A 19,177-nucleotide genomic window follows, 5' to 3' on the forward strand; every position below is an offset into this window, starting at 1 on the left:
ATTGCGTCCAGCAGCACCCCGGCCCTCATGGCAAGCGGCACCACGCTGCGCACCCTTTGACTGCGGCTGCGGTTAACCGGCGTCGGCGGGGTCGGAGTTGTCGTTCAAACGGTGCAGCAGATCGGCGAAACGTTGCACGTCCTCGGTGGACCAGTCCTCCAGCTTGTCCCGCAGGCGCTGGCGCTGCGCCTGGCCGCTGACGTACCAGGCGTCACGTGCCCGATCGGTGATGGACACCAGCTGGGCCCGGCCATCCTTGGGATCCGCGGTCCGGGTGATCAGTCCCTGGCTCTCCAACTGCTTGACCAGCCGGGAAATCGTGGCCTTGTCCAGCTGCAGCGATTCGGCAAGGAACCCCTGCTGCTGAGAATCGTGATGCACCAGGATCGACAGGATGCGGTAACCAGGGGCCTGCAGCTCCGGGTGGATCGCTTTGGCGCGCCGCATCAGGGTCTGGCGGGCGCGCAACAAGGTCGTGGTGAACTCTCTTTCCACCGTGATGAAAAGTTCTTCGTCATGCATGGAATCATTCTAGGCGGGCGCACACCCCAGCCATGATTTACCCGCTCAGTTCGGGCTTCCTACGCCAAAGCCGGAATCGCTGGCCCAGGGCTACGGCCAGCAGGACGTGACCGAGATACTACGTGAGCGTCCGCAGAAGGTGACAAGATGAGAAAGACTAATTTTAGAACCGAAGGAGAAGCAGTGAGCTACACGGTGGGTCCAGTCGACATGATTCCGGTCGGTGAGGCGCTGAAGGTCGAATCCGATGACAGCGGAGCCAAGGAGGACATCGCCATCTTCCATGCCGAGGACGGCAACTTCTACGCCCTGCAGGATGAGTGCACCCACGAAGTCGCCTCCCTGTCCGAAGGATGGATTGAAGACTGCGAAGTCGAATGCCCGCTGCACGCTTCCCGGTTTAACCTCAAGACCGGCAAGGTCATGTGCCTGCCAGCCTATGTTGATGCGCGCACCTACAAGGTGGAGGTCATCGACGGGATGCTGGAGCTGCACTTCTAAATGGGTTCAGTGCATATCGTCGGGGCCGGGGTCGCCGGTTTCTCCCTGGCCCACACGCTGGTTCAGGCGGGCTATGCCGGAAACATCACGCTCAGCGATCCGGAGGGGCTGCCCTACGACCGCCCGCCCCTGAGCAAGACGCTGGAACGGGTCAACCTCGCACCCCCTGCATGGTTTATTGAGCATTCGGTGCAGCTGCAGCCGCAGCGCATTGACCAGGTCCAGACACCGGAATCCGAACAGGACTGGCTGGTGCTGGCCACCGGAACCACACCAAGGAGACTGCAGGTGCCCGGGGCCGAACATGCCCGGGTGATCCATACGGCCAAGGACGCCGAGGACCTGTCACAGAAGTTGTCCTTCCGCGCCTTCGGAACCCAGGTGGTGGTCATCGGTGCCGGGCTCATTGGGGCCGAATTCGCCGCCGCGGCCCGACAGTTCGGTGCCATGGTCACCTTGATCAGCAACCAGCAGGTGCCGCTGGTCACCGCCTTTGGCGAACCCATGGCCCGCCAGCTGCACGAGGACCATCGGCTGAACGGGATCCGGGTGGTGACCGGGATGGCCGAACGGATCACCGAAAACAGCGTCGAGGTCAATCAGGAGAGCATCGAGGCCGACATCGTGGTGGCCGCGATCGGGGTGGAGCCGAACCTCACCCTGGCCGACACCCTGGGCCTGGAAACGCACAACGGCATCATCGTGGACGCGGGCATGCGCACCAGCGTCCCCCAGGTGCTGGCGATCGGGGATGTGGCCCGCGAGGCCGGGGCCCGCCCCCTGCGCCACTGGGACCGGGCCAATGAGGATGCTGCGCTCGCCGCCGCAACGATCATGGGCACCGGCGCCCCACGGCGCAAGGTGCCCTGGTTCTGGTCCGACCGCCACGAATCCCACGTGGAAGTCGTCGGGGACTTCACCGCGGTGGCGCGCACCGTGGCCCGCCACACCCGGCAGGGCAAGATTCAGGTGCTCTTCGGTCTGGATGGGCAGGACCGCCTGGTGGCCGCCTCCATGGTCGATGGCGGGCTGATGGGCCGGGCCGTGCGAAAATTGATTGAACAGGAGATCACCCCTCCCATCACCGACCTGGAAGATCCGGGGATCACTCCGCGCAATCTGGGTCGCAAACGGTAGGCGGGTACGCAGCAGCATGGAATCTAACAAGGCAGTCGAAGCACTCCGGACCCCCACCGCTCGCGTGGGCGTCGGCTGGATCGCCGCGGTACTGATTGTGCACATCGGCATCAACGTCGGCTTCTTCGCACCCATCCAGGTGTTGCTGGGACTGCACTCCGAGGCGATCTCCCCGCAGCAGAAAAACGCCACCCTGTCGCTGGTGACCGGCGTGGGCGCGGTCGTCTCGATGATCGCGAACCCGTTGTTCGGCGCCCTCAGCGACCGAACCACCTCCCGCTTTGGCCGCCGCGTCCCCTGGATCGTGGCCGGCACCCTGGGCGGTGCGCTGGCCCTGCTGCTGATGTCCACCGCACAGACCGTCACGGTGCTGGTGCTGGGCTGGGCACTGATGCAGGCCGCGGGCAACGCCGCGCTGGCCGCGGTGCTCGCCGTCGTGCCGGACAAGGTCCCGGTCGCCCAGCGCGGCACCGTGGGTGGGCTGATCGCCCTGGCCCAGACCCTGGGCATCCTGGTGGGCGCCGGCATCGGCATGGTCGCCGCCAGCGACCTGGTGTTCGGCTACGCGATCGTCGCGGTGGTGATTGCCCTGTGCTCGGTGCCCTTCGTGCTGCTGCGCCAGGACGTGGTGCTGCCGGCCAGCGCCCGCGAGGAGTTCGCCTGGGGCAGCTTCCTGCGCAGCTTCTGGATCAACCCGGTCCGCTACCCGGACTTCGGCTGGGCCTGGCTGACCCGCTTCCTGCTTTACCTTTCCAGCCAGCTGATCCTGGTCTACCTGCTGTACTTCCTGCAGGATGGGCTGAATCATCCCGATCCGGCCGCCGGGGTGCTGGTGCTCAGCAGCATCTACGCCGGTTTTGTGATCCTCTCCTCGGTGGTGGCCGGCAAGCTCTCCGACCGGGACGGCAAGCGCAAGCGCTACGTGGTGATCTCCTCCCTGATTGTGGCCGCCGCGGCGCTGGTCATGGCCGTGGCCCCCTCCTTCCCGGTGGCGATCGGCGGAGCGGTGCTGCTCGGACTGGGATTCGGCTCCTTCCTGGCGGTGGACTACGCGCTGCTGACCCAGGTGCTGCCGCACGCCGATTCCCGGGCCAAGGACCTGGGCGTCATCAACATCGCCAACTCCCTGCCGCAGGTCTTCGCGCCCCTGATCGCCTGGATCGCGGTGAGCTGGCTGGGCGGGTACCCCACCCTGTTTGTCTGCGCCGCCGTGGTCAGCGTGGCCGGCGGACTGCTGGTGCGCCGCATCAAGATGGTTCCGTAGGCGCGTTGCCATGATGCAGTGGATCGAGGACGCGCCCTACCTGGTGACGTACCTGTTCTTCTTCCTTGGGGCGATGATCCGCGCGAACACCACCTACTGGGTCGGGCGCAGCATCGCCGCGGGGGTGAAGCAGACGCGTTTCCAGCGGGTGCTGCGCGGCCCGATCTACCTCAAGTCCCAGGCCCTGCTGGCCCGGTGGGGCGTCTTCGCCGTGCCGCTGAGCTTCTTGACCGTGGGGGTGCAGACGGCGGTGAACGCGACCGCCGGAATCACCCGGATGCCGCTGCGGCGCTACCTGCCGGCGGTGATTGTCGGCTGTCTGATCTGGGCGTTGGTGTACACCACCGTGGGCCTGGCGTTCATCTATGCGTGGATCGCGCTGGACTGGCCGTGGCTGGTGGGCATCGTGGTGCTGCTGGCCATGGCGCTGTGGCTGATCCTGCGTCGCAGGAAGCGCGCCCGCCGGGTAATAGGCCCGGAAGAAATCAAGTGAGACCTATGATGGTGAATCACAACGTCAGTCAAAGGTGCAGGTATCGGCACTGCAGGCCGGCGCCCAAGTGCCGAACCAGGGGAAAGCAGGTGCGACAGTGGTGAATAATCCGGTCTCGGCCGAGATCAAGCGTGCGCAGCTCGATGAGCTGGACCGTAAACTGCTCAGGCTGCTGTCGGAGAACTCCCGCCGCACGAACAACTCCCTGGCCGAGGAGCTGGGCATCGCCCCCTCGACCTGCCTGGCCCGGCTGAATCAGCTGCGTGATACCGGCGTGATTTCCCGGTTCACCATCGAGGTGGATCCACAGGTGCTCGGACGAGAGCTGGAGGCGCTGATCTTCGTTCGCATCCGTCCCGGCGCCCGGCACCTGATGTCGACCTTCGCCCAGGACATGCAGGCCAAGCCCGGAGTGCGTCAGCTGTTCTTCCTGGGCGGCGCCGACGATTTCGTGCTGCACGTGGCGGTGCGCAACTCCGCGGACGTGCGCCAGTTCGTGCTCGACTACCTGTCCTCGAACCCGGCCGTGGCGACCACCCAGACCTCACTGGTCTTTGAGCACAGCCACGGCAGCGCCGAATACTGAAGTCCCGCAGCAAAACGTCCAGGGCCGCACCACGGTGCATCCCTGGACGTTTCGTTGCTCAGGCCTTGGGAACCGGCCACTGAAGTCCGTTGAGCGTTAGGAGACGATCTTGCTCATCGGGGTGTCTCCGTCAAAGAAATTCACGGTCTGGCGGATTCCGGCATTGTGGGCCAGCACGTACGCGATCATTTCCGCAACGTTTTCCCGGGCGGTGCGCCCCTCGGTGCCCGCCGGTTCGTGCCCGGAAATGCGGCCGCGGCTGTCGGCCAGGCGCAGCTTCTTTGTAGCCGGCTCCAGGGTGAGGGCGCCGGGCCCCAGGATGGTGTACTCCAGGCTCGTGCCGCGCAGGTACTCATCCGCGTCGTGCTTGGCCTTGGCATAAGGGTAGAACGAATCCTTCGGGTCCAGGTTGTCGACGTCCACCAGGGCGCGCGCGTAGGAGACCATGACATAGCGGTTGACTCCGGCCTGCTTGGCGGCTTGCATGGTGCGCACCGCCGCCTCATAGTCCACGGCGTTGGTGCGCTCGGGATCTCCGCCGCCAGCACCGGCCGAGAACACGACGGCATCGGCTCCGGTAAAGGTCTTGGCCAGTTCTTCGGCACTGGCGGTTTCAATATCAACTTCCACCGGGGTGGCACCCACCGCACGGATATCGGTGATGTGTTCCGGATTGCGGATCAGCGAATGGACCTCGAACCCCTCCCGGACGAGCCGCGGGGCAGCGAGCAGGGCCACCTTTCCGTGACCCCCGACAATTACGACACGACGCTTTTCAGCCATGATCCGACTCCTTCGTGATCGGCGACAGTTTCTGTCTTCGCGGCAGGCCCTGGGCCCGCCGGCCCTCCGACGTGGTTGGTCTTCGTTGTCCCGGCTTTCAGGACCTACTGTGGACGCTACCGCCTGGCCAGGACGTTCACAAGGTGGCATGACGCCAGGGGTTAGGAAGCTCGTCCGTGAACCGGCATCAAGCTGTCGAAGCCTGACCGTTCCTTCGCCGGTGGTTTACCGATAAAAGCCTGGGCGCCTCCCTGGGCGCCTCCCGTGCAGTACTGGCTAGCTCCGTCTCCAAAGCGTAATTGAACACAAAGTATGCTTTATTCGAATATTCTTGCTAGGATTGTTAATCCCCTCTTTGGATTCTGCCGCTCCAGGGTTTTCCCTCTTGCCGTTGTGACTAGGCATGTTTTGGGAATGTATCGATGGTTGCGGTTGTTGAAGCTAGTGGGAGATTGGAAGGAGGATGGCAGATGCAGCAATTTGACGTGTTGGTACTGACCGCATTATTGACCATTGTGGCGCTGGGAATCATCAGTGCTGTCCTGGTCGTGGGCTACCGGCGTACGCACGCCACTGAGATCCGCGAGGACCTGCTGGCCAAGGCCCAGCAGTTGGGGTTGCGCGTGGATCCGGCAGTGAGCAATGACGAGCTGCGCGCGCAGGTGAAGCATGCGCGCCACGAGGCACGCAGCGGCAAGCCCAAGACAGCGTAGCGGCGCCTAGAAATACAGCAAGAGACCGCAAAGGGTCCGCAGCGAAGGCTGTGGACCCTTTGCCATGCGCTGCCCGGCATCCGGCGCACCGCTTGGCGACCGACAGTCGCGCGGCGGCAAGACCTTCCGCGCAGCGACCCGCGGCCGACGCCTGCCACAGCATTGCCTTCGCTGAACTAAACGAACGTGGTAAAAACGTTTGGTTAAAAGTTCAACAACATTTGTTTTGGCCGCCTCCAGATCCTTTCGCGGCGGTGCGTGAGGTGCCCCAGGTCACCGGTTTGCCCCGGAATCATGCGGTTCCGCTCACATTGGCATGTGAGGTTGTGAACGAATAGCGGGGTTTTGTATTAAGGGGTCAAAAAAGGCTGTTAGCTTGTAAATAACACCCCGACAATTTTCTAAGGAGCAGCGATTATGAGTACGATCCCACTCGGTGAAGACATCCTCTTGGCCCGTCACGGATCGAACATCGTAAAGCTGCGCCAGGACCGCAAGAACCGCCAGACCGTGGCGTACCTGCGGGACGGGGCCACTGACACCGCCGCCAACGTGCTGGGCGTGCCGGCGTTGACTCCGGCAGCCACCTTCGGGCAGAGCGTGCAGACCTACCTGAACGACGAAGCCGCCGTGAGCCGCAAGGAAGTTCGCTCGCTGGCGAAGCTGTCGCTGGGCTTCAGCGCCTTCACCGGCGCAGTCTTTGGCGGGCTGCTGTTGCTGGCCTACAAGGTCGGAGGCAGTGAGCTGCTGGACAATTTGTCGGCGGCCTACAGCTACTACCCAATGTAAAGGCCACGGCGATCGCCGTGGGCGGGGAGAAAAATCGCGGGACCAATGGTCCCGCTTTTTTCATGCCCGCCGCTGCCCCTGAAGGCCATTGCGCGACTCACGTGTGCGTTTCTCGCTTTTTCAGCGCACGAAGGCATAGGATGACCACAATCCGAGAGATTGGAAGTTCCTGATGCGTTTCGTCCTAGAGGTAAATTTCGACACGGAAACCATGCAGCTCAAGCCCCGTGAGGAGCTGCAGGAGATCTTGCGGCACTGGGCGAAGAACCTGGAGCTGTATCCCATGGAGGCCGGCGCCCAGGAGGACGTGTTCGATTCGAACAACGAAGCCGTGGGGGAGTGGGCCATCCTCGACGAATAGCGTCGAGTCCGGGAGGTTCTAGCCCATCCGCCTTGGCCGGGTCACCGCCGGGTGGAGAAGCGCCCGATCAAGTAGCCGACCACCAGCGTGCCAAGCATGACCGCCCACAGCGGTGCGCTGGTGTGGAAGAACAACAGCTGCACGCGGACCCGGTAGAGGTTCTGCAGGATGAAGACCAGCGCGATCACGGTCAATGTCACCGCGCTCCACTGCTTGATGGTGATGCGCTGAATCCAGTGCGGTTTCTGTTCCTGCATGTCTACCTTCCCTTCAGCAGACCGGTGATCATCGCGCGCAGGCCGATCGTAAAGGCGTCATCCGAGTTGCGCCGTCCCGTGGCCTGCTGGGCATCCAGCGAGCGACTAAAGAACTGCGCGCTGGCCTGATGCTCTCCGGGGTCGAAGATGTCCGCAGGCGCCGAGGTGTCGATGGCCGAGCCGAAAATGAAGGACTCCAGCGCCACGATGATCGGCACGATCTGCTCCTGGGGCACCCCGTGCTCATGCAACGCCCGCGCCACCCGTTCATACATGGTCAGGGTGTTCGGGGAATCAGCCACCGGCAGCACCGCGATCACCGGGATGAGCGGGACATGCCGGGCAAACACCGACCGGTAGCTCACCGCCCAGGTTTCCAGGGCCGCGCCCAGCTCCATCGTGTCAAAGCAGTCCCGGTCCACCTCATCCATCACCGTTTCCTGAATCCATTGCAACAGGTCGTTCTTGGAGGAGACGTGGTTGTACAGCGCCGAGGGGGAGACCCCCAGAGATCGGGCCAGGCGCTGCATGGTCAGAGACTCGTAGCCTGACTCAAGAACCACGCCCATGGCGTGCTGGGTGATCCGTGCCCGGTCCAGGATGGCCGTGCGTGGTCGGCCAGCGCGCCGCGGTGCCGTCGTGCCCATGAAATGTCTCCCCTGACGTGGTCTGCTTCACATTTGCCTGAAAACATTCTATGCTTTAATGCGTAAATGAATCATGTTCATTTTATAGTCTTCAGGAGAGATCGATCATGAAACAGCTGGAACGCGACGTTGTCATCGTTGGAGCGGGACCTTCCGGGCTGACCGCGGCCTACGAACTGCAGAAGGCCGGCAAGTCCGTGGCCGTGCTCGAGGCCCGCGACCGCGTGGGCGGGCGCACCTGGACCGAGACCATGGACGGGGCGACCATCGAGATCGGCGGGCAGTGGATCAGCCCGGACCAGACCGCCCTGTACTCGCTGATCGGTGAGCTGGGCCTGGAAACCTTCGAGCGCCACAAGCAGGGCAAGAGCGTCTACCGCACCGCCGAGGGCGAGTCCATCCGCTATGAGGGCGAGGACTTCCCGGTCGCCGAATCCACCGTGGCCGAGATGAACAAGCTGATCGGGCTGCTCAACGACCTTTCCGCCCAGATGGATCCGGACCACCCGTGGAACCACCCCCAGGCCCAGGAGCTGGACAAGATCTCCTTCCACCACTTCCTGGCCCAGCACAGCGATGACGAGGTCGCCTGCCAGAACGTGGGGCTGTTCATCGCCGGCGGCATGCTCACCAAGCCGGCCCACACCTTCTCCGCGCTGCAGGCCGTGCTGATGGCCGCCTCGGCCGGCTCCTTCGACAACCTGGTCGATGAGGACTTCATCCTGGACCGCCGCATCGTGGGCACCATGCAGGGAGTCTCCAAGGCCCTGGCCGCACGCCTGGAGGAGGGCGTGCTGTTCCTGGACAACCCGGTGCTGCGCCTGGAATGGTCCGAGGACGGGGTCACCGCCCACGGCAAGGACCTGAGCGTCAAGGCCCGCAAGGTGATCCTGGCCATCCCGCCGAACCTGTACTCGCGCATCAGCTACGAGCCGCCGCTGCCGCGCAAGCAGCACATCACCCACCAGCACCAGTCCATGGGCCTGGTCATCAAGGTGCACGCCGTCTACGACACCCCGTTCTGGCGTGAAGAGGGACTGTCGGGCACCTGCTTCGGCCCGACCAGCCTGGTCCAGGAAATCTACGACAACACCTACCACGGGGAGAGCACCGGCACCCTGGTCGGTTTCGTCTCCGACGTGAAGGCCGATGAGGTCTTCGCCCTCAACGAGGGCGAACGCAAGCAGCACATCCTCAAGGCCATGGCCGAGTACCTGGGCCCCAAGGCCCTGGAGCCCAAGGTCTTCTACCTCTCCGACTTCGGCAGCGAGGAATGGACCCGCGGGGCCTACGCCACCAGCTATGACCTGGGCGGGCTGTACCGCTTCGGCCCGGCACAGAACGATAACGTCGGCCCAATCTACTTCTCCTCCTCCGACCTGGCCGGAGAGGGCTACCAGCACGTGGACGGGGCCGTGCGCATGGGCCGTCGCACCGCCGCGCGCATCGTGGCCGCCCTGGAGGGCACCGAGTACGACCGGAACTACGACGGGGTGGACTCCTTCGTGGCCGGCAACAAGGTCGGCGCATGAAACTGCTGATCGGCTACACCGCAGACGAGCGCGGGGCCGAGGCCATCGAGCTGGCCTGCGCGCTGATCAGCGACCGCGCGGTCGATTCGCTGGAACTGGCCATGGTGCTGCCGGAGGACACCCCCTTCCAGGCCACCTACCCGGGAGGGGACCACGGGTACCACACCGTGCTCTCCGCCCAGGCGGACCGCTGGGCCGAGCAGGCGCTGGCGCTGGTGCCGGAGGGCATCAGCGCCCGGGTCACCGCCCGCACCGTCTCCTCGGTGGCGCACGGGCTGATCGAGCTGGCTGCCGAGACCGGGGCCGAGGCGATCGTGCTCGGCGGGCGCAGCCGCCACAAGGCCGGGTTCTTCGCCCCCGGCGCGGTGGCCACCAGCCTGCTGCACGCCTCACCGGTGCCGGTGCTGATGTCCAACCCGCGCGGGGTGGCCGCGCTGCGCCAGGCCAAGGGCAGGATCTCGCGGATCACCGCCTTCGTCGGGGACCTGCCCGGGGCCGGGGAGGTCATCGACCAGGCGGTGCGCAGCGCCGAACGCCTGGGCATGGGGCTGCGCGTGGCCACGCTGGTGACCAGCCAGGAGCAGGCCGGGGAAGACAGCCCGGTGCTGCGCGCCACCCGCCAACAGCTCGACGAGCTGACCAGCGGGCTGGGCGAGCACGTGGAGCCGGAAGTGGTCACCGGGGCCAGCATCGATGAGGCGATCGCCTCCATCGGCTGGCTGGACGGGGAACTGGCCGTCTTCGGCTCCTCCCGTCTGGCCCCGCCGCGCCGGTTGTTCCTGGGCTCCAAGGCCCAGCGCATGCTGCGCCACCTGCCCGTGCCGATGGCGGTGGTTCCACACCGCAGCGGCGGGTCGGGCCGGTAGCGCCTTCCATTCCTGCCCGCGCACCCAGCTGCCCGGGATGTACACCTCAACGACGAGCAAGGAACCGTAGATGTCTAACGATGTGCAGCGGGAGCACCCGCCGGGGTCCGATAGTGGCCTGCATGAAAAGGGCCTGAGCAAGGGCACCGTGGGCGTGCTGGGCACCGTGGTGATCGGCATTTCCTGTATCGCCCCCGCCTACACGCTCACCGCAGCCCTGGGCCCGACGGTGGCCGAGGTGGGCACGAACCTGCCGGCCATCTTCCTGGCCGGGTTCCTGCCCATGCTGCTGGTGGCGCTGGGCTACCGGGAGCTGAACAATGTGATGCCCGATTCGGGCACCAGCTTCACCTGGGCCACCCGCGCGTTTGGTCCGCTGATCGGCTGGATGGGCGGCTGGGGGCTGATCGCCGCGACGGTGATTGTGCTCTCCAACCTGGCGGCCGTGGCGGTGGACTTCTTCTACCTGCTCATCGCGCAGCTGACCGGGCAGGAATGGATCGCGGAGCTGACCCGCAACCTGTGGATCAACATTCCCACCACCTTGGTGTTCGTGGCGGTCGCGACCTGGATCTCCTACCGCGGGCTGAACGCCACCAAGGCGTTCCAGTACGTGCTGGTGGGCTTCCAGGTGGCGGTGCTGCTGTTGTTCGCGATCATGTGCTTCACCAACCCCGAGCCCTTTGACCGCACGCCGATCACCCTGGAGATGTTCAACCCGGCCGCGGTGGAGTCCTTCACCGCCTTTGCCGCGGGCGTGAGCCTGTCCATCTTCATCTTCTGGGGCTGGGACGTCACCTTGACCATGAACGAGGAGACCACCGATCCGGAGAAGGTTCCGGGGCGCGCGGCCACCTTGACGGTGCTGATCATCATCGCCCTGTACATGGCCGTGTCCCTGGGCGTGATCTACTACGCCGGCATCGGAACCGAGGGCCTGGGCGCCGGCAACCCGGAGAACCAGGAATCGATCTTCGCGGTGCTCTCCGGGCCGGTGATGGGTCCGCTGGCCATCCTGATGAGCCTGGCGATCCTCTCCTCCTCCGCCGCCTCGCTGCAGTCCACCCTGGTCTCCCCGGCGCGCACCATCCTGTCCATGGGCTACTACAAGGCGCTGCCGGAGAAGTACGCGCGGATCTCCCCGCGCTTCATGTCCCCGTCGGTGGCCACCGTCACCGCGGCCGTGGCCGCGGCCGGGTTCTACGTGGTGACCCGCATCCTGTCCGAGAACGCGCTGTGGGACACCATTACCGCACTGGGCATGATGATCTGCTTCTACTACGGGCTGACCGCGCTGGCCTGCGTGTGGTACTTCCGCACCGAACTGTTCGACTCGGTGCGCAACATCCTGTTCAAGTTCCTGGCTCCGCTGATCGGCGGCGTGGTGCTGCTGGTGATGTTCGTGCGCACCTGCATCGACTCCATGGACCCCGCCTACGGTTCGGGCTCCTCGATTGGCGGGGTGGGCATGGTGTTCATCCTCGGGGTCGGCGTGCTGGCCCTGGGCGTGGTGATCATGCTGGTCATGCGCGTCAAGCACCCGGCGTTCTTCCGCGGGGAGACGATCAAGACCAAGCGCTAGCACCCCCCACGCAATAGCGGCACCCGCCAGGTTGTTGCGCCGGACGGCCACCATGGCCACGGCATAACAATTGGACGGCGGGTTGCCGCTATTGTTCGTTGGGGTGGTTGAATGACTGCATGGGTAACTCAGTACTGTTCATCTGCTCGCGCAACGCCGGCAAATCCCAGATGGCCGCCGCGCTGATGGAGCACTTCTCCGACGGGAAGATCACCGCCTACTCCGCAGGGACCAACCCGGGCGGGGGCATCAACCCCGAATCGGTGCAGGTGATCGCCGAAACCGGGGCGGACATGTCCGCCGGAACACCCAAGGCCATCGACCCGCAGGTGGTGGCCACCGTGGACCGGGTGGTGATCCTGGGCAGCGAGGCGCAGCCGACGTTCGACTCCTCGGTGCGCACCGAACGCTGGATCCTTTCCGAACCCAGCGACGAGGGCTACACCGGGGCCGAGCGGATGCGCCGGATCCGTGACGAGATCGCCGAGCGGGTCCGCTCGCTGAGCTACGACCTGGGGCAGTAGCATCACGGCGGTTACCGCGGCCATCCGGACGCAGCGCGCCGGCTCCTGGTGGTTCCCCGGAATTTGTCTGGTGCTCACCGGCTGGTGCGCCAACCAGTACGTCTCCCTGATCGGCTGGTACCAGCAGCACCGCGAGCTGAGCGAGGTGGCCGCGTTCCTGGTGCTGGCCAGCTACGTGGTGGGTCTGCTGCCGATGCTGGTGTTCGCCGGTTCCTGGGCGGACCGGCTGGGACGCAAGCCCTTCACCCTGCTGGCGCTGATCGCCTCGATTGGGGGATCGGTGCTGCTGATGCTCGGCGCCCAGGCCGAGGTGTGGCTGCATGCCGGCCGGGTGCTGACCGGGGTGGGCATGGGCCTGGCCATGGTTGCGGTGACCAGCTGGATCAAGGAGGTCAGCCCCGGGGCCAGCGGTGCGGTGCGCGCCGGACTGTGCACGTCGCTGGGCTTCGCGGTCGGTCCGGTGATCTCCGGTGCCCTGGTGGGGGCGACCTGGAACCCGGAACTGGCCTACCTGGTGCACGCGATCACGGCCGCAGCCTGGCTGGTGCTCATTGCCTTCCAACCCGGCACTCCCCGGCCGGAACCGGTGCAGCAGGCGGTGCAGGGCACCAGCGCGCAGGGCCTGAAGATTTTCAACCGCCTGGTACTGCCCATGGCCCCCTGGGTCTTTGGCCTGGCCACCAGTGGCTTCGCGGTGGTCCCGGCGCTGACCGGTAGGGGTGCCGGGGCGAGCCTGTTGTTCTCCACCATCACCGTGGCGGTCACCATGGGCCTGGGGGCCCTGATCCAGCCCTTTGCCCGGCGCTGGGACCGGCCGGGAACGGCAAGGCTGCTGATCATTGGACTGCTGACCGCGATCACCACCTACCTGGTGATGATCCCCGTGGCGTTGACCGGTTCCACCGCCCTGGGCCTGGTGGCCTCGGTGCTGGCCGGCTGCGCGAACGGGATCCTGCTGCTGGGTGGGCTGGGCCAGGTGCTGGCGTTGGCCGGTTCCGGCGAGGTGGGCAAGTTGACTGGACGGTTTTACTCGGTGTGCTACATCGGCTTCCTGATTCCCACGCTGCTCTCACTGTGGCGGCTGTTCGCCGACCCGCTGTATTTCATCCTCCTGTTGGGGGTGCTGTGCGTGCTCAGCTTGGTTTGCGTGCTCAGCAATCGGACACTGTTGGCCGGACCCAAGATGCAGCCGGTAAAATCTGGTAGTTAACCCCAACGCTCAGTAAGCTGGTGTGGCCCGCTATCACAGGTTCCCTGGGAACGAGGACTGCACTCATGAAATTCCCAGCTGGAAACCCCGACGCTGAACTTCAGCCCGAGGAGGTACTTGGTGCCGAAAATTATCGACCATGATCAGCGGCGCCTGGAAATCGTGCTGGCCACCAAAAAGCTGATCATCGACGGCGGCTTCCGGGCGGCGACCATGCGCGAGATCGCGGCGGCCGCCGGGTACGCCAATGGTGCCCTCAAACGATACTTCGAGGGCAAGGACGAGATCCTGATGGCCACCAGCCAGTACGCCACCGCGGTCCTGGTTGAGCGTCTGCAGCGCACTGTCTCCGGGCTGCAGGGGATGGACGCGGTCTCGGCGATCTTCGAGCAGACCCTGCCCGACCGGCAGGACAACAAGGAACTGGCCCGGGTGCTGCTGACCTTTTGGGAGCAGTCCATTGGCAACCTGGAACTGAGCAAGGCATTCCTGCGCAACCTCAGTCCCTGGCGCAACCTGGCCGTGATGTACCTGCATCAGGCGGTGAGCCTCGGGCAGCTGCACAGCCGGTGGGACCCGTCAACGGTGGCCGATGAGCTGCTGACGCTGACGGTGGGGGCACACGTGATGGTTCAGCTTGATGACCGGGAAGAAACAATCCAACAGCATGCCGGGCACCTGCGCCGGCGCATCAGCGAATTGCGGGCGGATGTGCCTGAAGAAGCTGCGGTGAACTAGGCCCGGCAGGGCAGCCGGAAGACTCGCGGCTACTTGGTGGCGGTGTCGTGCTTGAGCATGGCGGTGGTGCGGTAGGGGATCACGTCGCGCAGGATCATCGAGGTCGAAGTGCGGGTGATGCCCGGGCACAGCCGGATGACCTCGCTGACGCGGTAAAGGTCATCCGGGTCCTTGGCGGCCACCCGGATCAGCAGGTCGGTGTCCCCGGCCGGAGCCACACACTCCAATACCTCGGGAATCTGGCGCAAGGCCTCAATCGATTCATCCAGCCGCGCCTGATCCAGCTCGGCGCTGACCACAGCGGAGACCCCACGCCCCAGTGCGGCCGGACGAATGCGTGCAGTGTTAGGGCGCAGGGCGCCGGAGTGCGCCAGGCGCTCCAGCCGGGTCTGCACGGTTCCGCGGGCCAGGCCCAACTGCTGGGCCAACATCATGATCGGCACCCGGGGATCGTTGTCCAGCGCCAGCAGGATCCGCCGGTCGGTTTCATCGAGCTGATACGTCTCCGGGATCATGGGGTCTCTCCTGCGCGGTAGCGTCAAATCGAACAATCAGGCGGGTTGCCTTCGTGAAATACTAGTCAAAATGATCAGCCACCCCCAAGCGTGTTGCACGGTATGACCGGTAATGTGTCGGCTGCCCGGAAGGTCCTCTCGGCTAACCGAAACGCACGGTTATCCACAAAACCGCAGTAAATCGAACCCAAAGACAGCTAATGGACGTAACGTGTTGGTTATGAGATTCCTACGCCTCGAAGATGTTGCCGAAGAGCTGAATGTGAAGCTGCCCCAGGTGCGTGCCCTGGTCAAAAGCGGAGAGCTGCCGGCGATCCAGATCGGTGGACGCGGGATGTGGCGGGTGGAGCGTGTGGAGCTGGAGAACTACATTCAACGGCGTTACGCGGAGGCGCGGGAGGACATTGCCCGCGAAACCAAGTGAGAACCCTTCCGGGCACCGGGGATTGACCGGTGCCCGGTCGGGGCTACTGCTGGTCGAGATGGTGGATCAGGGCATCGTGCACAAACTGTGCCTGGCCCCCGTAGGTATCGCCAAAGCGCTGATCCGCCACGTACATTTCCGCGAGGTTGCGCACGTACCGGTGCAGGACGCTGGGGTCGTCACTCCCGTGGCCTGGAGTGCCGGGAATGCCACGCAGCCACCGCACGTGTTCTGCCGCCAGCTGCTGGGCCTCGGCCGAATCGGGGCTCAGGCCCCGTGTCCCGGCATTGGTCCACGCCGCGATCAGGGCCTTGGACTGCGCCATGAAATCTCCCCGGTCGTCTGCGGACAGGGCTTTCCACCAGCGGTCAGAAGCGGTGTAGCTCTCTTCACCCCAGCGCTCGATGACCTCCTTCCGGTATTGTTCGTTGATTCCTTCGAAAAATTCATTTAAGTCCATGCTCTCTCCTCGGTTGAGCCTTTCAATGGTTTTCTGCAGGGTTTCCAATTGCCGATCCAAGGCCGCGCGCTGTCCTTTCAATACCTCAATGTGTTCGGTGAGTGCCGCAATCTGGTCCTGCTCCTGATCCAGGATCGCGCCGATGGCCTTGAGCTCCATGCCCATGTTGCGCAGCAGCAGAATCCGTTGAAGCCGCACGATCGATGCCTGGTCGTAGAGGCGGTATCCGGCGGTGGAAACCTCAACCGGCTCAAGCAGCCCGATGTGGTCATAGTGCCTCAGGGTGCGGCTGGTGACCGACGCGGCCTTGGCGACCTGTTGGATCGAGTAGCGCTCGACTGGGCGGGAGGAATTGGTTTGCATGCCCACAACGCTAAAGGTTGACGCAACGTCAGGGTCAAGGGGGTTTCGCGTCGAATTAGATATGTCGCAAGTCACATCCACTAGCTTTTTCGGCAGAATGACCAGGAATCGACAGGCGACTCGTCGTCGCTTGATCAGATTGATCAACGATTAATGTGCCTATTGCTCAGTCTGTCGAATGCGTATTTACTAGAACCAGAACAGGCAACCGAGGGCTACCGCCAGCGGGGCCGAGGACCCACCGGAACGTGAACCAAGCATATTCATGTTCAGGGTGCAGAGGACGCTTACCAGCCGAACCGGGTCAGCAGAAATACTACAGATGGTCCGAAAGGCTTCGTGGCAGAGCGAAGCGTTTCGGACCATCTGCATGTTCAGCGGTCGTCCGTCGCTATTCCGGACGCGGCAATATTGATGCTCGTGGCCCATGTCTCCCCGGTCCTTCCCCAGCCCATCTGTCGGCCCCGCAAATCCTTGACGCGCGCGGGACTCATCGATTCGCTGGCCGGTTTTGGGAGAATTGCAGTGTGAGCCCTCGAACTACTTCACGTTTCGTCTCCGCCGTCCGCTCGGCCCTGACCGTTTGGTGGGTGCAGTGGTTGCTGGGAATAGCCGCCGTTGTGCTGGCCTTGCTTCCCTGGCTGACGGCCGAACCTGGAATCCAAGCCACAGCGGGGCAAGAGGCGGCCACGAGCCTGCTTCCCCTTGCGAGCAAGAAGCCCCACCTTCTTTTCCTCATGGGCGGCGCCTCGGCGCTGCTGACCGGCCTGGGCACCCGGCTGCTTGCCGACCGGCGTGGAAGGTGCGCGGTACTCTGTGGCCTTGGACTGCTGACGGGATGGACGGCGGCCATCTACCAATCCTGGACGGTGCTTCGCACCGCGGTGCTCGACGTGGAGCAGCTGGGCGTGCATCTCGGACTGACACTGTCGATGGTGGTGGGCGTATTAGTCCTCCATGCCGGACTGTCCTTGGCACCCTTGGGCGGGTTCTCCATAGCCCTGGCGGTGTTGAGCCTGATGCCGGGGTACTGGCTCGGCGAAGTTCTGGCAGTGGACGCGGTGCAAACACACTTGGACTTCCTCGGACCCATAATGCTGGGCATCGCCTTGGGCTACCTGGGATTTGCCCGGGGTAGTGCCCTATTGCTGTGGTGCGCCGCGCTACTGGTGCAATGGATCATGCCCGCAGTGTTGTCGGTGGCTGCCAGCTTCTCCTCGTCCGCCGAGGACCTGCGGTCCCCGAACAACCTTTGGGCCGTCGGCCGCGAGCAGCTGCTCCAGCTTCACCACGTCTATCTAGGGTTGGGCACGCTGGCCACGGCCATGCTGCTTAGCGTCATCCTCCTCTTCGTACGCCGGGCGCGACACCGATGATTGCCGCTCATGCAAGCTGTTTGATGACCCGAGCAGGATTGCCTGCGGCCACAACCCCTGCGGGAATATCACGGGTAACCACCGCGCCGGCACCGATGACCGAGTTGTGTCCGATGCTGACTCCGGGGACGATGACGACGCCCCCGCCGAGCCACACATTATCCCCGAGTGTGATGGGCTGCGCGGACTCGATCTTGCTGCGACGCTCTTCCGGATCCAGCGGATGAGTGGGGGTAAGCAGTTGGACGTTCGGGCCGATCTGGCAATCGGCGCCGATCTTGATGGGTGCGACGTCAAGGGCCGTAAAATTGAAGTTGATGAACGTGCCTTCACCGATGCTGATATTGCTTCCGTAATCGACTCGCAAGGGCGGGCGAATGTCGACCCCGGTTCCCAGCTCGCCGATCAGATTTTCCAGGATGCGACGGGCGCTCGCCGGATCCTCAAGGTAGGCCCGCTCATATTCGTAGGTTCGGGACAACGCTTGCTGCGATAGTTGCGCCAATTCGGCGTCCGCGATGTATGGGTCACCGGCAAGCATTCGTTCCCGATTGGAGCGGGAGTCATCGGCAAATAGCTCAGTTATGGCATCAGCATAGAAAATGGTTTCGCATCCAGGCCAAAGGCGCTGATGGAAATGCGCAGGTAAATCTGGTGAGCTGGTTGGCATGCGCATCGAAACGGATCCGCAGCAAGTTGCTGCTGCGGATGTCTATCACCTGTTGAAGAATCTCATCATTCCCCGCCCGATTGCCTGGGTGTCAACCGTGGATCAGCGCGGGACGCCGAATCTTGCGCCGCATTCCTTCTTCACGGTTGCCAGTGCGAATCCACCCATTGTTCAGTTCACCTCAGTGGGGCGAAAAGACACGCTACGGAACATTGATACAGACAGGCCAATTCACCATTTGCTTCGCCTCTCGTCACCATGTCGAGGAAATCAACGCCAGCGCCACAGAGTTCGAGCCCGGCCGCAGTGAATTCGCGGAAATAGCTCTCGAATCCGAGCCTGGCTTCCGTGTGAAGTCCCCACGCGTGGCTGGTTCCCCTGCCGCACTTGAGTGCGAACTGGAGCAAATCATTGAGGTGGGCGATTCCTTCCTGGTGCTCGGCGAGGTCGTGCACGTTGCGGTGGATGACAACGTCTGTAATGACCAGCAGCGCCCGGATGCCCAGCTGCTGAATCCGGTGGCGCGATTGGGTGGCGCCCAGTGGTGTTCCATCGGCGACATCATGAGCATTCGCCGAATTTCGGTGGAGAAATGGGACGAACAGCGAGCCGCCGCCGACTAAGCAAGCGACAATTCTTGCCGCACCACTTGGCGACTTACTGAGCGAGCTGCACTAAACAGAAAAAGTGTACTTTCTTATGCCGAACCTGACATAAAATTAAGCAGCCGTGACATTTCGAATCTGCTCGTCGCCCTTCCCCGCGCCGTGCTCGAAGGGCATGCGCAATCTTTTGGAATGCTAGGCAAGACTGGCGACCGGCTGTACTGAGGCACCCGGGGCGCAGAGCAGCCCCGGGTGAAAG

Annotated in this window: 24 protein-coding genes and 1 pseudogene; 18 read left to right on the top strand and 7 right to left on the bottom strand. The window is 64.0% G+C overall.

What is annotated here, in order from left to right; translation table 11 throughout:
* Positions 1 to 72: 72 nt before the first annotated feature.
* Positions 73 to 522, bottom strand: coding sequence for a MarR family winged helix-turn-helix transcriptional regulator (locus tag RCJ92_RS05645; RefSeq protein ID WP_446753992.1), 450 nt, complete (start codon positions 520 to 522; stop codon positions 73 to 75).
* 183 nt (positions 523 to 705) lie between these two features.
* On the opposite strand from RCJ92_RS05645, the gene RCJ92_RS05650 reads away from it, so the two are divergent.
* From RCJ92_RS05650 to RCJ92_RS05670, 5 genes are all read left to right on the top strand, one after another.
* On the top strand, positions 706 to 1,023 hold the full coding sequence (locus RCJ92_RS05650) for a bifunctional 3-phenylpropionate/cinnamic acid dioxygenase ferredoxin subunit (RefSeq protein ID WP_446753993.1): 318 nt from the start codon (positions 706 to 708) through the stop codon (positions 1,021 to 1,023).
* Positions 1,024 to 2,160: an NAD(P)/FAD-dependent oxidoreductase gene (locus RCJ92_RS05655; protein WP_446753994.1), complete on the top strand. Its 1,137-nt coding sequence runs from the start codon at positions 1,024 to 1,026 to the stop codon at positions 2,158 to 2,160.
* 16 nt (positions 2,161 to 2,176) lie between these two features.
* Positions 2,177 to 3,424 carry an MFS transporter gene (locus RCJ92_RS05660; RefSeq protein ID WP_446753995.1) on the top strand — a complete coding sequence of 416 codons (1,248 nt, stop codon included), beginning with the start codon at positions 2,177 to 2,179 and terminating at the stop codon, positions 3,422 to 3,424.
* Between the two features lie 10 nt (positions 3,425 to 3,434).
* A complete protein-coding gene (locus RCJ92_RS05665) occupies positions 3,435 to 3,917 on the top strand; it encodes a DedA family protein (RefSeq protein WP_396277302.1) in 483 nt (160 codons plus the stop codon).
* 97 nt (positions 3,918 to 4,014) lie between these two features.
* Positions 4,015 to 4,503, top strand: a complete 489-nt coding sequence (locus RCJ92_RS05670) for an Lrp/AsnC family transcriptional regulator (RefSeq protein WP_374700247.1) — start codon at positions 4,015 to 4,017, stop codon at positions 4,501 to 4,503.
* 96 nt (positions 4,504 to 4,599) lie between these two features.
* Here RCJ92_RS05670 and RCJ92_RS05675 read toward each other — a convergent pair whose 3' ends face one another.
* On the bottom strand, positions 4,600 to 5,286 hold the full coding sequence (locus tag RCJ92_RS05675) for an SDR family oxidoreductase (RefSeq protein WP_138175857.1): 687 nt from the start codon (positions 5,284 to 5,286) through the stop codon (positions 4,600 to 4,602).
* A 470-nt stretch (positions 5,287 to 5,756) separates the two neighbouring features.
* Here RCJ92_RS05675 and RCJ92_RS05680 point away from each other — a divergent pair, with 470 nt between their 5' ends.
* From RCJ92_RS05680 to RCJ92_RS05690, 3 genes are all read left to right on the top strand, one after another.
* Complete coding sequence (locus RCJ92_RS05680; protein ID WP_054821157.1) at positions 5,757 to 5,999, top strand: hypothetical protein; 243 nt, start codon at positions 5,757 to 5,759, stop codon at positions 5,997 to 5,999.
* Between the two features lie 417 nt (positions 6,000 to 6,416).
* Positions 6,417 to 6,788 carry a hypothetical protein gene (locus RCJ92_RS05685; protein WP_054821156.1) on the top strand — a complete coding sequence of 124 codons (372 nt, stop codon included), beginning with the start codon at positions 6,417 to 6,419 and terminating at the stop codon, positions 6,786 to 6,788.
* A 172-nt stretch (positions 6,789 to 6,960) separates the two neighbouring features.
* Complete coding sequence (locus tag RCJ92_RS05690; protein ID WP_138175861.1) at positions 6,961 to 7,149, top strand: hypothetical protein; 189 nt, start codon at positions 6,961 to 6,963, stop codon at positions 7,147 to 7,149.
* A gap of 41 nt (positions 7,150 to 7,190) precedes the next feature.
* On the opposite strand, the gene RCJ92_RS05695 is transcribed toward RCJ92_RS05690, so the two are convergent.
* Both RCJ92_RS05695 and RCJ92_RS05700 read right to left on the bottom strand, forming a co-directional pair.
* Positions 7,191 to 7,406, bottom strand: a complete 216-nt coding sequence (locus RCJ92_RS05695) for a hypothetical protein (RefSeq protein ID WP_446753996.1) — start codon at positions 7,404 to 7,406, stop codon at positions 7,191 to 7,193.
* 2 nt (positions 7,407 to 7,408) lie between these two features.
* Positions 7,409 to 8,053 (bottom strand): TetR/AcrR family transcriptional regulator, encoded by a 645-nt coding sequence (locus RCJ92_RS05700; RefSeq protein WP_346921259.1) that lies wholly within the window; start codon positions 8,051 to 8,053, stop codon positions 7,409 to 7,411.
* Positions 8,054 to 8,160: 107 nt separating this feature from the next.
* On the opposite strand from RCJ92_RS05700, the gene RCJ92_RS05705 reads away from it, so the two are divergent.
* The 6 genes from RCJ92_RS05705 to RCJ92_RS05730 all read left to right on the top strand — a co-directional run bounded on the left by RCJ92_RS05705 (position 8,161) and on the right by RCJ92_RS05730 (position 14,505).
* Complete coding sequence (locus tag RCJ92_RS05705; RefSeq protein WP_446753997.1) at positions 8,161 to 9,585, top strand: flavin monoamine oxidase family protein; 1,425 nt, start codon at positions 8,161 to 8,163, stop codon at positions 9,583 to 9,585.
* Positions 9,582 to 10,451, top strand: coding sequence for a universal stress protein (locus RCJ92_RS05710; protein WP_446753998.1), 870 nt, complete (start codon positions 9,582 to 9,584; stop codon positions 10,449 to 10,451). The genes RCJ92_RS05705 and RCJ92_RS05710 overlap by 4 nt, the downstream gene beginning before the upstream one ends.
* Before the next feature lie 70 nt (positions 10,452 to 10,521).
* Positions 10,522 to 12,033, top strand: a complete 1,512-nt coding sequence (locus RCJ92_RS05715) for an APC family permease (RefSeq protein WP_446753999.1) — start codon at positions 10,522 to 10,524, stop codon at positions 12,031 to 12,033.
* Between the two features lie 119 nt (positions 12,034 to 12,152).
* Complete coding sequence (locus RCJ92_RS05720) at positions 12,153 to 12,557, top strand: arsenate reductase/protein-tyrosine-phosphatase family protein (protein WP_138175873.1); 405 nt, start codon at positions 12,153 to 12,155, stop codon at positions 12,555 to 12,557.
* Between the two features lie 70 nt (positions 12,558 to 12,627).
* Complete coding sequence (locus RCJ92_RS05725) at positions 12,628 to 13,767, top strand: MFS transporter (protein ID WP_446754000.1); 1,140 nt, start codon at positions 12,628 to 12,630, stop codon at positions 13,765 to 13,767.
* Positions 13,768 to 13,887: 120 nt separating this feature from the next.
* Positions 13,888 to 14,505, top strand: coding sequence for a TetR/AcrR family transcriptional regulator (locus RCJ92_RS05730; RefSeq protein ID WP_138926771.1), 618 nt, complete (start codon positions 13,888 to 13,890; stop codon positions 14,503 to 14,505).
* 29 nt (positions 14,506 to 14,534) lie between these two features.
* Here RCJ92_RS05730 and RCJ92_RS05735 read toward each other — a convergent pair whose 3' ends face one another.
* Positions 14,535 to 15,020, bottom strand: a complete 486-nt coding sequence (locus RCJ92_RS05735) for an Lrp/AsnC family transcriptional regulator (RefSeq protein ID WP_138175877.1) — start codon at positions 15,018 to 15,020, stop codon at positions 14,535 to 14,537.
* A gap of 220 nt (positions 15,021 to 15,240) precedes the next feature.
* Between RCJ92_RS05735 and RCJ92_RS05740 the strand changes: the two genes are divergently transcribed.
* Positions 15,241 to 15,444: a helix-turn-helix domain-containing protein gene (locus RCJ92_RS05740; protein WP_054821201.1), complete on the top strand. Its 204-nt coding sequence runs from the start codon at positions 15,241 to 15,243 to the stop codon at positions 15,442 to 15,444.
* A 43-nt stretch (positions 15,445 to 15,487) separates the two neighbouring features.
* Here the strand turns inward: RCJ92_RS05740 and RCJ92_RS05745 are convergent, their stop codons facing one another.
* Complete coding sequence (locus tag RCJ92_RS05745) at positions 15,488 to 16,414, bottom strand: MerR family transcriptional regulator (protein ID WP_446754001.1); 927 nt, start codon at positions 16,412 to 16,414, stop codon at positions 15,488 to 15,490.
* Between the two features lie 380 nt (positions 16,415 to 16,794).
* Here RCJ92_RS05745 and RCJ92_RS05750 point away from each other — a divergent pair, with 380 nt between their 5' ends.
* Entirely contained in the window at positions 16,795 to 17,643 is an 849-nt protein-coding gene (locus tag RCJ92_RS05750) for a hypothetical protein (protein WP_446754002.1), read from the top strand.
* 7 nt (positions 17,644 to 17,650) lie between these two features.
* On the opposite strand, the gene RCJ92_RS05755 is transcribed toward RCJ92_RS05750, so the two are convergent.
* Positions 17,651 to 18,184: a sugar O-acetyltransferase gene (locus RCJ92_RS05755; RefSeq protein WP_446754012.1), complete on the bottom strand. Its 534-nt coding sequence runs from the start codon at positions 18,182 to 18,184 to the stop codon at positions 17,651 to 17,653.
* Positions 18,185 to 18,311: 127 nt separating this feature from the next.
* Here RCJ92_RS05755 and RCJ92_RS05760 point away from each other — a divergent pair.
* Together RCJ92_RS05760 and RCJ92_RS05765 are read left to right on the top strand one after the other, a co-directional pair.
* Positions 18,312 to 18,452, top strand: a pseudogene (locus RCJ92_RS05760) (flavin reductase family protein); the annotation flags it as partial.
* Positions 18,453 to 18,480: 28 nt separating this feature from the next.
* Positions 18,481 to 18,936: a flavin reductase family protein gene (locus RCJ92_RS05765; RefSeq protein WP_446754003.1), complete on the top strand. Its 456-nt coding sequence runs from the start codon at positions 18,481 to 18,483 to the stop codon at positions 18,934 to 18,936.
* Positions 18,937 to 19,177 lie beyond the last annotated feature (241 nt).

The organism is Glutamicibacter sp. BSL13 (assembly GCF_052928425.1).

Excerpts from the sequence above, each read along its gene's own strand:
- RCJ92_RS05645 (WP_446753992.1), bottom strand. The coding sequence starts at position 522 with ATGCATGACGAAGAACTTTTCATCACGGTGGAAAGAGAGTTCACCACG.
- RCJ92_RS05655 (WP_446753994.1), top strand. The coding sequence starts at position 1,024 with ATGGGTTCAGTGCATATCGTCGGGGCCGGGGTCGCCGGTTTCTCCCTG.
- RCJ92_RS05660 (WP_446753995.1), top strand. The coding sequence starts at position 2,177 with ATGGAATCTAACAAGGCAGTCGAAGCACTCCGGACCCCCACCGCTCGC.
- RCJ92_RS05665 (WP_396277302.1), top strand. The coding sequence starts at position 3,435 with ATGATGCAGTGGATCGAGGACGCGCCCTACCTGGTGACGTACCTGTTC.
- RCJ92_RS05675 (WP_138175857.1), bottom strand. The coding sequence starts at position 5,286 with ATGGCTGAAAAGCGTCGTGTCGTAATTGTCGGGGGTCACGGAAAGGTG.
- RCJ92_RS05680 (WP_054821157.1), top strand. The coding sequence starts at position 5,757 with ATGCAGCAATTTGACGTGTTGGTACTGACCGCATTATTGACCATTGTG.
- RCJ92_RS05685 (WP_054821156.1), top strand. The coding sequence starts at position 6,417 with ATGAGTACGATCCCACTCGGTGAAGACATCCTCTTGGCCCGTCACGGA.
- RCJ92_RS05690 (WP_138175861.1), top strand. The coding sequence starts at position 6,961 with ATGCGTTTCGTCCTAGAGGTAAATTTCGACACGGAAACCATGCAGCTC.
- RCJ92_RS05695 (WP_446753996.1), bottom strand. The coding sequence starts at position 7,406 with ATGCAGGAACAGAAACCGCACTGGATTCAGCGCATCACCATCAAGCAG.
- RCJ92_RS05700 (WP_346921259.1), bottom strand. The coding sequence starts at position 8,053 with ATGGGCACGACGGCACCGCGGCGCGCTGGCCGACCACGCACGGCCATC.
- RCJ92_RS05705 (WP_446753997.1), top strand. The coding sequence starts at position 8,161 with ATGAAACAGCTGGAACGCGACGTTGTCATCGTTGGAGCGGGACCTTCC.
- RCJ92_RS05710 (WP_446753998.1), top strand. The coding sequence starts at position 9,582 with ATGAAACTGCTGATCGGCTACACCGCAGACGAGCGCGGGGCCGAGGCC.
- RCJ92_RS05715 (WP_446753999.1), top strand. The coding sequence starts at position 10,522 with ATGTCTAACGATGTGCAGCGGGAGCACCCGCCGGGGTCCGATAGTGGC.
- RCJ92_RS05720 (WP_138175873.1), top strand. The coding sequence starts at position 12,153 with ATGGGTAACTCAGTACTGTTCATCTGCTCGCGCAACGCCGGCAAATCC.
- RCJ92_RS05735 (WP_138175877.1), bottom strand. The coding sequence starts at position 15,020 with ATGATCCCGGAGACGTATCAGCTCGATGAAACCGACCGGCGGATCCTG.
- RCJ92_RS05740 (WP_054821201.1), top strand. The coding sequence starts at position 15,241 with ATGAGATTCCTACGCCTCGAAGATGTTGCCGAAGAGCTGAATGTGAAG.
- RCJ92_RS05755 (WP_446754012.1), bottom strand. The coding sequence starts at position 18,184 with ATGCTTGCCGGTGACCCATACATCGCGGACGCCGAATTGGCGCAACTA.